Source organism: Bradyrhizobium sp., assembly GCF_035273305.1.
Taxonomy (GTDB): domain Bacteria; phylum Pseudomonadota; class Alphaproteobacteria; order Rhizobiales; family Xanthobacteraceae; genus Bradyrhizobium.
On sequence record NZ_DATEPI010000152.1, the window covers coordinates 1 to 12115 of the forward strand.

Consider the following 12115-nt stretch of genomic DNA (forward strand, 5'->3'; position numbering starts at 1 on the left):
GGTCTCGACGCCGTTGGCCCCGGCATTCATGCGCAGCGCGCCGCCGACTGTGCCGGGAATGCCGAACAGGAATTCCAGCCCGCTCAGATTTGCCGAGACCGCGGTTTCGGCGACGCGCTTGTCGAGCGCGGCCGCGCCGGCACTGACGACACTTTCCAGAACGGCGGTCTCGCCGAAGCCCCGCGCGCCGAGCCTGATCACCACGCCCGAAATGCCTCCATCGCGCACGATCAGGTTGGACCCGACACCGACGACGTGGACCGGCAATTCACCTGGCAGATGCGCCAGAAAATAGGCGAGATCATCTTCATCCGACGGCGTGAACAAAACCTGCGCCGGGCCGCCGACCCGGAACCAGGTCAAATCAGCGAGTGACTGGTTCGCCAACAGGCGGCCGCGCAATTCCGGCATCACGGATTTGAGCTCAGGCGTGATGTCGGGAAAAGGCATTGAACCGATCAGCGCATTCGATTTGACGAGGTTAGCTCCATCGCAACGCTCACCCCAATGCCTTCAACTCGCCGGGCAACGCATACGCCCACTGGGTGATATTGCCGGCGCCGAGACAAACGACGCAATCGCCTGGACCCGCCATGCCGTGAATGAGCCCGGCGAGATCTGCCGATTTCTGCAGCGAAATCACTTCGCGATGCCCGTGCGCGAGCAGGCCCAGCACAAAATGTTCGCGGTCGATGCCGGGAATGGGTGTCTCGCCGGCTGGATAGACGTCGGCAACCACAACCGTATCGGCATCGTTAAAGCAGCTGCAGAACTCCTCGAACAGCGATTGAAGTCGCGTGAAACGATGCGGCTGCACCACGGCGATGATTTTGCCGTTGATGGATTCCCGCGCGGCTTTCAGCACCGCAGCGATCTCGACCGGATGATGGCCATAGTCATCAATGATGGTGACGCCATTCCACTCGCCCGTGCGGGTGAATCGCCGCCGCACGCCCCCAAACCCTGCGATCGCCTTTCTAATGATATCGTGCGACAGCCCCAGCTCATGAGCGACTGCGATCGCCGCCGTGGCATTGAGGGCATTGTGCCGCCCGGGCATCGGCAAATGGAGGTCGGTGATTTCGTGCGCTATCTCGGTCTTGCGATCGCGGAATGAAACCCCGAAGCTGGAACCGCCGGCGAGCGGATTGAAATTGATCAGCCGTGCGTCGGCCTGCGGATTTTCGCCGTAGGTGATGATGCGGCGATCCTCGATCTTGCCGACCAGTGTCTGGACCACGAGATGGTCAGTGCACATCACGGCGAAACCGTAGAACGGCACATTCTCAACGAAATTGCGGAACGCGTCCTGGACAGCTTCGAAGGTCTTGAAGTGATCGAGATGCTCAGGATCGACATTGGTGACGATAGCGACGTCGGCCGGCAGCTTCAGGAAAGTCCCGTCGCTCTCGTCGGCTTCGACCACCATCCATTCGCCCGCGCCGAGCCGGGCATTGGTGCCATAAGCATTGATGATGCCCCCATTGATCACTGTCGGATCGAGATCGCCGGCATCGAGCAGGGCTGCGACCATCGATGTTGTGGTGGTCTTGCCGTGCGTGCCCGCGATTGCGACGCAGCTTTTCAACCGCATCAACTCGGCCAGCATTTCGGCGCGGCGCACCACCGGAATTCTTTGAGCGCGAGCCGCCATCAATTCGGGATTGTCGCGCTTGATCGCGGTCGAGACCACTACGACGTCGGCCCCGGCCACGTTCTCGGATTTGTGCCCGATGCTGATCCTGATGCCCTTCTCGCGCAGGCGGGTCACGTTGGCGCTCTCGGACGCGTCGGAACCCTGCACCGTGTAACCAAGATTGCTCAAAACCTCGGCTATGCCGCTCATGCCAATACCGCCGATCCCCACAAAGTGGATCGGTCCGATCTCGCGCGGTAGTCTCATCAAGCTGTTCCTGTTGTCAGGCCTATTGGATGCCCCGCTTTCGCGGGACATGACAAGTGATTTTTCGGATCATTCGAGGACGCACGCATACCAAGCTGTCCGGAATGAAAAGACCTTAGATTCCGGCCACTTTAATCACCAGATCAGCCAGCCGCTCGGCGCCGTCCAGCCGGCCGACACTGCGGGCCGCCGCCGCCATCGCGGCCAGTCGGGCACGCTCCGCCGCCAGCGCCGAAATTTCCGCCGCGAGTCGGTCCGAAGTAAAATCGGCCTGCACGATCCGCAACGCGCCATTGGCTTGCGCTAGCACGCCGGCATTTGCGAACTGATCCTGGTCGATCGACCCGGGCAGCGGCACCAGAATCGATGGGCGGCCGATCGCAGCAAGTTCGGCCACCGTGCCGGCGCCCGATCGCGAGATCACCAGATCGTTCGATGCCAACCGCGCAGGCAGATCGCTGAAGAACGGCGCCAGTTCAGCCTTGATGTTCAGTCGGCCATAAATGGCGCTTACGCGCGGCATGTCTTCCTCACGCACCTGCTGCGTAAGCATCAATCTGTTCCAGAGCGAGGGCTCAAGCCGTTCGATCGCGCCGGGCACGACATCTGCCATAATTCGCGCGCCTTGGCTGCCGCCGATCACGAGCAGTCGAAATGGCCCGGTCGATTGCGGCGAAACATACGGTAGCGCGGCCGCCTTCAGGATCTCTGGCCGCATGGGCGTGCCGACGGTAGTGGTCTTGTCGGCGAGTGCCGGATCGCGATCGAGCACACCCGGCAGCGAAGTCGCGATCGCGCTGACATGCCTCGAGAGAAATCGATTGGCGCGGCCGAGGACGGCATTAGCCTCGTGAATGAGGCAGGGCACGCCCGACAGGCGCGCCGCCAGCACAGGCGGCAACGTCGGATAGCCACCGAAGCCGATCACCGCTGCGGGCCTCAGGCGGCGCATCAGATTGAGGGAAACGGCGCTGCCGGCTGCGAGCATTAAGCCGGTATGAGCCAGCAACCACGGCGCGCGGCTGCGCACCGTCGCGCTCGGCACCACCTCAATCGTCTCCTTGGAAAACAATCCGCTATAGCGCAACGCGCGGGAGTCCGTGGCGAGGCGCACGCGCAGACCGCGCCTGATCAGTTCGACGCCCAGCGCCTCGGCGGGGAACAGATGACCGCCCGTGCCGCCCGCGGCCAGCAAGATGAGAGGCGATGTGTTCATGCTTTCAAATAGCCGATGCGGCGGTGTCCGTCATCAGGCGTAGTTTTGCACCGCGTTGGCGTTGCCGATCGATTCCATCTCGGTGCGGGGCCGCTGTCTCGTCAATGCCAGCATCATGCCCACTCCGTAGGCCAGCGACACCATCGATGAACCGCCGTACGAGATAAATGGCAGCGTCATGCCCTTGGCCGGTATCAACTGCAGATTGACCGACATGTTGATCGCGGCCTGCACCCCAAACAGGATGGCGAGACCCGAAGCGGCAAATCGCGCGAACATATCCTCGCTCGCGTAGGCGCGCGACAATACGCGCATCACGATGAAGGCGAACAGCGCAAGCAGGGCGAGGCAAAGGATGATGCCGAATTCTTCCGCCGCTACCGCGAATACGAAATCGGTGTGGCTGTCCGGTAGGCTGCGTTTCGCGATGCCCTCACCGGGGCCGAGTCCGAACCAGCCGCCGTTGTAAAACGCCTCCATCGCAGTATCGACCTGAAATGTATCTCCCGATGCCGGGTTCATGAATCGCTTGATCCGGCCAGCGACGTGCGGCACCAGCAGATAAGCGCCGAACAGGCCGGCGCTCGCCGCTCCCGCCAGGCCCAGCACCCAAAACATCCGCATTCCCGCGATAAAGAACAGTGCGCCCCAGACCATCAGGATCAGCATGGTCTGACCAAAGTCGGGTTCCATCACCAGCAGCGACACCAGAGTCAGCAGCAGCACCAGCGCAATCGAGGTCGCCGGCATTTCCGGCCGCCTCGCCGATTCCGCAAACAGCCAGGCCGCCAGCACCACGAAAGCTGGCTTGGCGGATTCAGAAGCCTGGATGTTGACGCCGATCAGCGTGATCCAACGTCGCGAGCCCTTGACCTCCGGGCCAACCAGCAACGTCGCCACGATCAGCGCGATACTGACCGCAAATACAATCAGCGCGGTCCGCCGGATCTGGCGCGGCGACAAAAACGAAACGCCGATCAGCACGATGAAGGATGGCAGTAGAAAAAGGACGTGACGATTGAAAAAATGGAACGGATCAAGCCCGATCCGGGTCGCCACGGGCGGGCTGGCGGCGAGCGACAGAATAATCCCACCCAGGATCAGCGAGAAGATCGCCCCAAGCTGCAGGCGGTCCACGGTCCACCACCATTCGCTTAACGGGTTGCGTTGTTCACGGGAGAGCATACGGGCGTCCCCAAGGGGCAAGGGTTTGCCCATTGCTCGCCCATGATGATTTCCGAAGTGTTAATGGCGCCGGTAATCTTTTTTGCAGGTCGCTGGCAAGGTCAGGCGGTATTGCTCACACCACCGGCATGATTCCGGGCAGCGCGTTGACGAGCTCGCGGAATCGCTCGCCCCGGATTTCAAAGTTGCGGTACTGGTCAAACGAGGCGCAGGCCGGCGAGAGCAGCACCACGGCATCGGAAAGCCGTGATGCTTCCGCATCGCGCGCCGCATTGGCAACCGCAACCTCGAGTGTTTTCGAGATCTCGTGCGGCACCGAACCATCGAGCGTGAGCGCAAATTCCTCGGCCGCTTCCCCGATCAGATAGGCTTTGCGGATGCGCGGGAAGTATTCCGTCAGGCTCGTGATGCCGCCAAGCTTCGGTTTGCCGCCGGCGATCCAGAAAATATCGGCGAACGACGATAACGCGTGTGCCGCCGCGTCCGCGTTGGTGCCCTTGGAATCGTTCACGAACAGCACGTCGTCGCGACGGCCGACCTGTTCCATTCGATGCGCTAGGCCAGGAAAGCTCCGCAAACCGTTCTGCAGCGTTTCGGTCGAAAGGCCGAGCGCCAGCGCGCAGCCGGAAGCGCAAGCCGCATTCTGGGCGTTGTGAAGACCACGGAGCGAACCGATGCCGCCAATACGCGCGATCTCGTTGCGGACGCCGTTCGCGGCGCGCCAGATAATCTCACGCTCGACATAGATGCCGTCGGCAAGCACGCTTTTCACGGAAACGCGTACCACGCGCTGGCCAGCCTGCGCGATCCGATCGGCGGTGTTGCGGCTCCAGTCATCATCGACACTGACGATCGCGGTGCCGTGTTTCTGGACGCCGGCGACAAGGCGCTCTTTCACCTCGGCGTAATGCTCAAGCGTGCCATGGCGATCAATGTGGTCCTCGCTGATGTTGAGCAGGATGCCGACGGACGGATCAAGAGATGGCGCAAGATCAATCTGGTAGGACGACATTTCGATGACGTGCACCCGTCCGTCGCGGGGCGGTTCCAGCGACAGGATGGCGGTGCCGATATTGCCGCCCATCTGGGTGTCATACCCGGCGACGCGCATCAAATGCGCGATCAGCGCGGTCGTCGTCGATTTGCCGTTGGTACCAGTGATGGCGACGAATGGCGCATCCGGGGCATGACGGCGTCGTTCACGGCAAAACAATTCGATATCGCCGATCACCTCAACGCCGGCCTGTTGCGCGGCCAGCACGGTCCAGTGCGGCGCGGGGTGAGTGAGTGGCGCGCCGGGCGTCAGCACCAGCGCTGCGAAATTGGACCACGATACGGTTCGCAAATCCGCTGTAACGAATCCCGCCCGAGCCGCTTCAGCGAGCCGGTCGACGCCATCGTCGCTGGCGATCACTTCGGCGCCGCCTGCTTTGAGCGCGTGACAGCTCGCCAGCCCGGAGCCGCCGAGGCCGAACACGGCAACTGTCTTTCCCGCAAAGCAAGTGACCGGGATCATGACCTGAAATCCGTTAATCCCGGCAGCGAATAGCTGTCGCGACGCAACACGCTCACCGCAATTTCAGCGTCGAAAGGCCGGCGAGCGCCAGCATCACTGAGATGATCCAGAACCGGATCACGATCTGCGGTTCGGTCCAGCCCAGTTGCTCGAAATGATGATGGATGGGCGCCATACGGAACACGCGTTTGCCGGTAAGCTTGAACGAAACCACCTGCACGATCACCGAAACCGCTTCCAGCACGAACAACCCGCCGATCACGGCCAGGACAATTTCGTGTTTGACCGCGACCGCGACCGAGCCCAGCATCCCGCCGAGCGCGAGCGAACCGGTATCACCCATGAAAATGGAAGCGGGTGGCGCATTGAACCAGAGGAATCCGAGCCCGGCGCCGAGCACCGCGCCACACAGCACGGCAAGTTCGCCGGTTCCGGCAACATAATTGATCTGCAGGTAATCCGAGAACACCGCGTTGCCGGCGAGATATGAGATCAGGCCGAAGCTCGCGGCCGCGATCATGACCGGCACGATCGCGAGACCGTCGAGACCATCGGTGAGATTGACCGCGTTGCCGGCGCCGACAATGATAAATGCCCCGAACACCATGAAGAACCAGCCGAAGTTCAGCGCGATGTCTTTGAAGAATGGAATCACCAGCGACGTCGAGAACGGGTCGCGTCCGAGCCGCACCAGCGCATAGCAGGCGGCGAGCGCTATCACCGCTTCCATTGCAAGGCGGACCCGCCCGGCGAAACCGCTATGGCTCTGTTTGGTCACCTTCAGGTAATCGTCATAGAAGCCGACAAAGCCGAAGCCCAAGGTCACCGCCAGCACGATCCACACATACGGATTAAGCGGATTGGCCCACAGCAGAGTCGACACCACCAACCCGGACAGGATCATCAGCCCGCCCATGGTGGGCGTTCCTATCTTGGTGACGAGGTGCGACTGCGGACCATCGGAACGGATCGGCTGGCCCTTGCCTTGGCGAAGCCGCAAATGATCGATGATCCACGGACCGAATAGGAACACGAACAATGCCCCGGTCACCATCGCTCCGCCGGTGCGAAAGGTAATGTAACGAAATACGTTCAGAAACGTCCGGAACACGCCCATGCCGGGAATCGTGTTGGAAAGATCAATCAGCCAGTAAAACATCCATTCGCCCTATGCCGCGGCGGCGCCGAGTGCGGTTTTGATGGCAAAGCGCTCGGCAAGGCATTCACCGTCAATTTCATATTTTTCACATTCGAGCCGAACGATCCTGTCGGTATGCTGGCATCAACCGGCGCGAATCGCGGAACTGCCGGCGCCTTCAGTGTACCCGAATACTCGCCCGGCTTTCTCATGGGAAGACCAACGAGCGGTCAATGACTTCAACTTGTGTTAGGCCTTTGCTTGCAAAGCAGCCACAAGCCTGGGTACGAACTTGTTCACCCAGAACATTTTCTTGCTGCCCTTCACCACCACAACATCGCCGCTTTTCAGTAACGTGGCGATCTCCCGAGGTTCGAGCGTCGCCGGATCTTCATGCCAACCGAGACCTTTGCCGGCCGGTAATAGGTCGTACAAATAGCGCATCAACGGACCGACGCAGTATACGCCATCAATTCCGGGCAGATGTTCGGCCAACGCTTTGTGATAGGCTGGCGCATCCACCCCAAGCTCGAGCATGTCGCCCAAAATCGCGATACGCCGGCCGTTGTTCATTGACCGCGCTTTCAAGCTCTCCAACGCTGCCACCATGCTCGCCGGATTGCCGTTGAAACTGTCGTCAATGAGGATCGCCCCACCCGCTGCCTGCTCCACGCCGCGCCCGCTCATGATCCCGACATCGCCGAGTTTTTCTGCCAATCGCCTTGCATCCAGACCGGCGGCGTGCACCGAAGCCAGCGCCGCCAATGCATTCTGCAGGCGATGTGGCGCGCCCGGGGTCAGCGCAAACTCAAGTTGTTTGCCACACAGTTGCGCTGATACGTGCCAACTGTCGCCAATAGCCGTATGCTTCAACTCCCTCACCTCGGACTCGTCCCCAAACCGAAGAACCTTGCCGTTCCATTCCGGCGCATCGATTGCCGCCGGCAACACAAGCACGCCATCTTCGGGCAACCCGCGCGCGATGCTTATTTTCTCCTGCCTGATCGCTTCGAGGCTGCCGAGCTTTTCGAGATGCACAGGCTCGACATTCACGACCATTGCGACGGTCGGTCGGGCCAGCTTGCTCAATCGCAAAATCTCACCGGCCTGGTTCATGCCCATTTCGACCACCCACAGTGTTGCTTGCGGGTCGGCGTTGCACAGGGTCAGCGGCACGCCCCAAAAATTATTGAAGCTGCTCGGACTGGCGTATGCGTTCGGATAAGCGGCGATGAATTCCTTGGTGCTGGTTTTGCCGGCGCTGCCGGTCAATCCGATCACCGGATTTTTGAATCGAGCCCGCGCCGTTCGGGCCAATGCCCACAGCCCATCCAATAGCGTGTCCTTTACTACAAGCTGAGGCACGCTCACGCCTTCGATGCGATAAGGCACAATCATGGCAACCGCGCCCGCCATCTCCGCGTTGGCGGCAAATTCCCAGCCGTCGCGCGCACTGGCGAAACTTGAAACAAAGCCCCCGCTCGGTTTTCCGCTCAATGCGACGAACAGACTTCCGGGCCTTACCAGCCGGCTGTCCTGTGTGACGAAATCGATGCTTGTGTCGGGAAATGTTCCGGACAGGCCTAATGCCCGAGCGACTTCTGCAATCGTCCACAGCGGTGGCGCGGTCATGCGACCCTCGGCGCCAGCGCTGCGGCAACCGCCTCGTGATCGCTGAATGGCAAGGTACGATCTCCGATGATTTGCCCTGTCTCGTGACCTTTGCCGGCAATCAACAGCACGTCGCCATCCTCGAGCGACCCAACCGCGTAGCGGATCGCCTCGGCACGGTCCGCAATCTCCTGAGCGCCATTCGCGGACTTCAGGATTGCCGCGCGGATGCTTGCCGGATTTTCGCTTCGCGGATTGTCGTCGGTGACAATGATGCGGTCGGCGTTTTCGGCGGCAATCGCGCCCATCAGCGGACGCTTGCCCGCGTCGCGGTCACCGCCGGCCCCAAACACGACGACGAGCCTACGCCTGGCGTACGGCCTGAGCGCCTGCAGCGCTTTCGCGAGCGCGTCCGGTTTATGCGCGTAATCGATAAAGATCAGCGCACCATTACGTTCGGCGACCCGCTCCAACCGCCCTTTCGCACCTTCGAGGAATTCAAGCTGTGCGAAAACGGCGTCAGGCTCACTGCCGGTCGAAATTGCGAGTCCCGCGGCAACGAGCGCATTCTCGATCTGAAACTCGCCGACCATCGGCAACTGCACTGCTCGCCTTCGTCCTCGGTGTTCAAGTGTGAGCTTCTGGGCCAGCTCGTCGATTTCGGCTTCGAGCAGTCGTATCCCCTCGGCCCCGCCATTCCCCGCTCGTCCGACCGTGACCATCCGCAAGCCGCGCGTGCGCGCCGCATCCATCACCGCCTGCGAGTAATCGTGATCGGCCGAAATCACCGCGGCGCCATCAGCAGCGACCAGATCGCGAAACAGCCTTAGCTTCGCGTCCAGGTAATGCTTTACATCAGGATGATAATCCATGTGATCGCGCGAGAGATTCGTGAAGCCACCGGCAGCGACCCGCACGCCGTCCAGCCGATACTGATCGAGGCCGTGGGATGAGGCCTCTAGCGCAAGATGGGTGACGCCTTCGCGGGCGATTTCGTCAAGCTGCCGGTGCAGCGCGATCGGGTCCGGGGTGGTCAAAGAGCCGTAGATCGTTCGCTTCGGCGACACCAGGCCGATGGTGCCGATGCTGGCCGATTCCAGGCCGAGCCGCTGCCAGATCTGTCGGGTAAAGGCGGCAACGGAAGTCTTGCCGCTCGTGCCGGTCACGGCTGCGATGGTCGCAGGCTGTCGTGGATAGAATTTCGCCGCCGCCAACGCCAGCGCCCGCCGCGGATTGGGTGTGACCACGAACGGCATCGAGCAGGTGCGTTCAGGCGAACGGTCCCCCGCTATGGCTGATGCACCGGAGGCAATCGCCTGATCGATGAATCGCGCGCCGTCGGTCTTGCTGCCGGCCAGCGCGAAAAATAAGTCGCCAGGCTTCACCGCGCGGCTGTCGACCGCAATTCCGGAGACCTCGATCGCTTGCGCGCGCGGATCGAGCGTCGCTTCATCGTTAAACAGGTCGCGGAGCCTCATGACCTTCCAGCCCGGCCGACGCAAAGGCCCGTTGTCCGAAGTTCGTGATCCATCGCGGCACTCTCTGCCGAACCTCGCAAAACGGGCAACTCCAACGTTGAGGCGAATTGCAGTTCCTGATCCGAATTGTAGCAGGCGGCGCGGGAACCCAAGTCGACGGCACTGATAACGCCTTACTGGGTTGTCCTCGATGCCGCAAGAATAAGGCGCTCGGACGGCGGCAGATCGAAGCGCGGCTCGATGCCGAGCAGCGGTGCAATGCGGGAGATCACATTGCCGCCGGTCGGCACCGCGTTCCAGCCGGAAGTGATGAACCCGAAGGTTTCCTTCAGCGGCTGTGGTTCGTCCAGCATGATCAGCAGCTGGTAGCGGGGATTGTCGGCGGGCAGGATCGCCGTGAAGGCGTTAAGCACGCGTTTTTTGACGTAGTGACCGTTGATAACCTTCTCGGCTGTGCCGGTCTTGCCGCCGATGTAGTAGCCCTTGACGTCTGCCTTCTTCGCGGTGCCGACCTCGGCATTCAGCCGCATCAGGAACCGCATCTTCTCGGAAGTTTCCGGCTTGATCACCCGCTTCGCCAGCGCCATCGCTTCCTGCTCCGTGCGCTTCATGAACGTCGGCGGAATCAGGTAACCGCCGTTGACCAGCGCGTCGATGCCCATGACGGCCTGCAACGGCGCAACCGCGATGCCGTGCCCAAACGCAATCGTCACGGTGTTCAATTCGGACCAGTGCTTCGGGACGATCGGCGAAGCGCTCTCCGGCAATTCGGTACGCAGCCGTTCAAGCTGCCCCAGTTTGCGCAGGAACGCTTTGTGCGCCTCGACGCCTTGGGATAGCGCGATCCGCGCCGCACCGACATTTGATGAGTAGTAGAACACTTCTTTCATGTTGATCATGCGCCCGAGCGCGTGATCGTCATGGATAGTGAATTTGCCATAGTGCAGAGGACCGCGAGCGTCCCACATTGAATTAAGATCGACCTTGCCGGAATCCAGCGCCATCGCCAGCGTGAATGCCTTGAACGTCGAACCCATCTCGTAGACACCGGTTGTCAAGCGATTGATGCGATCGGGATCGTGCGCTTCTTTCGGATTATTGGGATCGAAATCCGGGACCGATACCATGGCCACGATTTCGCCGGTCCTGACATTGGAGACGAGACCGGAGGCCGCCTTGGCCTTGTACTTCTCCTTGGCCTTGAGAAGTTCGTCGCGAAGCGCATGCTCGACGCGCAGGTCGACCGATAATTCCACAGGCCGTTGCAGCCGGTCGGTGGCAAAGCCTGCACGATGCAGATCCGCCAAACCATTGGTGTCCAGCCACTTCTCCATGCCCGCGATGCCCTGGTTATCGATATTGACCAGACCGATCAGATGAGCGACTTCGTTGCCGGTTGGATAGACCCGCTTGTTCTCGCGCAAGAAACCGATTCCGGGCACGCCGAGGCGGTGAATTTCCTGCTGCTGCTTTGGCGTGATTTCGCGTTTGAGCCAGACGAATCCTTTTTTGGATGACAACCGCTCGCGTACTTCAGCGCCATCGAGATCCGGCAAGGTCGCCGTGAGCAGTTCGACCGCCTCATCCTTGTCGATAATCCGGCGCGGCTCACCGAACAGGCTCGGCGCCTTGACGTCGGTCGCGAGGATTTCGCCGTTGCGGTCGACAATATCAGGTCGCGCGGTCGCGATAGCGTCTTGCGTCGTGCCGCGGCGGGTGCCGTGACTATCGCCAACTGTGGCAAACATGATCAGCCGCCCACCGATCACGGCATAGATCGCGGCGAATGCCAGCATGGCAAATCCAACGCGAGCGCGCGCCTTGGCGGCGCGATCGACATTGCGCCCGTATAGCACGCCACGGATGAGCCGCTGCCGCCACGCGCTCACCGGCTTGACCGATCTTGGCGCCGACGCCCTCACTGCTGAGCCCCCGCCGACGGAATCGATCCGGTCACCGAGACAGACTGGGCGGAAGCGTCGATGGTCTGGATCATCGCACCGATCGGATCGGGATCGCCAGGTTTGGCAAAGTTCGGCGGCCGCTCAGGCAAGTTCTTCAAGGAATC

The 12115-nt window shown here is 61.3% G+C and carries 9 protein-coding genes; all 9 read right to left on the reverse strand.

The window, feature by feature from the left end; translation table 11 throughout:
• Positions 1-450, reverse strand: a 450-nt coding sequence (locus VJV58_RS10460; protein WP_324137271.1) for an FAD-binding protein, incomplete at its 3' end; no start/stop codon positions are given.
• Between the two features lie 49 nt (positions 451-499).
• On the reverse strand, positions 500-1903 hold the full coding sequence (gene murC / locus VJV58_RS10465; protein ID WP_324137272.1) for a UDP-N-acetylmuramate--L-alanine ligase: 1404 nt from the start codon (positions 1901-1903) through the stop codon (positions 500-502).
• A gap of 115 nt (positions 1904-2018) precedes the next feature.
• Positions 2019-3119, reverse strand: a complete 1101-nt coding sequence (gene murG / locus VJV58_RS10470; RefSeq protein ID WP_324137273.1) for an undecaprenyldiphospho-muramoylpentapeptide beta-N-acetylglucosaminyltransferase — start codon at positions 3117-3119, stop codon at positions 2019-2021.
• A 33-nt stretch (positions 3120-3152) separates the two neighbouring features.
• Positions 3153-4304, reverse strand: coding sequence for a putative lipid II flippase FtsW (gene ftsW / locus VJV58_RS10475; RefSeq protein WP_324137274.1), 1152 nt, complete (start codon positions 4302-4304; stop codon positions 3153-3155).
• A 115-nt stretch (positions 4305-4419) separates the two neighbouring features.
• Positions 4420-5820: a UDP-N-acetylmuramoyl-L-alanine--D-glutamate ligase gene (gene murD / locus VJV58_RS10480; protein WP_324137275.1), complete on the reverse strand. Its 1401-nt coding sequence runs from the start codon at positions 5818-5820 to the stop codon at positions 4420-4422.
• Between the two features lie 52 nt (positions 5821-5872).
• Entirely contained in the window at positions 5873-6979 is a 1107-nt protein-coding gene (gene mraY / locus VJV58_RS10485; RefSeq protein ID WP_324137276.1) for a phospho-N-acetylmuramoyl-pentapeptide-transferase, read from the reverse strand.
• Positions 6980-7207: 228 nt separating this feature from the next.
• Positions 7208-8590 carry a UDP-N-acetylmuramoyl-tripeptide--D-alanyl-D-alanine ligase gene (locus tag VJV58_RS10490; RefSeq protein WP_324137277.1) on the reverse strand — a complete coding sequence of 461 codons (1383 nt, stop codon included), beginning with the start codon at positions 8588-8590 and terminating at the stop codon, positions 7208-7210.
• Positions 8587-10047: a UDP-N-acetylmuramoyl-L-alanyl-D-glutamate--2,6-diaminopimelate ligase gene (locus tag VJV58_RS10495; RefSeq protein WP_324137278.1), complete on the reverse strand. Its 1461-nt coding sequence runs from the start codon at positions 10045-10047 to the stop codon at positions 8587-8589. Before VJV58_RS10495 ends, VJV58_RS10490 begins: the two co-directional genes overlap by 4 nt.
• Before the next feature lie 173 nt (positions 10048-10220).
• On the reverse strand, positions 10221-11969 hold the full coding sequence (locus VJV58_RS10500) for a penicillin-binding protein 2 (protein WP_324137279.1): 1749 nt from the start codon (positions 11967-11969) through the stop codon (positions 10221-10223).
• Positions 11970-12115 lie beyond the last annotated feature (146 nt).

Coding starts and splice junctions, on each gene's coding strand:
- murC (WP_324137272.1), bottom strand. CDS start 1,903: ATGAGACTACCGCGCGAGATCGGACCGATCCACTTTGTGGGGATCGGC.
- murG (WP_324137273.1), bottom strand. CDS start 3,119: ATGAACACATCGCCTCTCATCTTGCTGGCCGCGGGCGGCACGGGCGGT.
- ftsW (WP_324137274.1), bottom strand. CDS start 4,304: ATGCTCTCCCGTGAACAACGCAACCCGTTAAGCGAATGGTGGTGGACC.
- murD (WP_324137275.1), bottom strand. CDS start 5,820: ATGATCCCGGTCACTTGCTTTGCGGGAAAGACAGTTGCCGTGTTCGGC.
- mraY (WP_324137276.1), bottom strand. CDS start 6,979: ATGTTTTACTGGCTGATTGATCTTTCCAACACGATTCCCGGCATGGGC.
- VJV58_RS10490 (WP_324137277.1), bottom strand. CDS start 8,590: ATGACCGCGCCACCGCTGTGGACGATTGCAGAAGTCGCTCGGGCATTA.
- VJV58_RS10495 (WP_324137278.1), bottom strand. CDS start 10,047: ATGAGGCTCCGCGACCTGTTTAACGATGAAGCGACGCTCGATCCGCGC.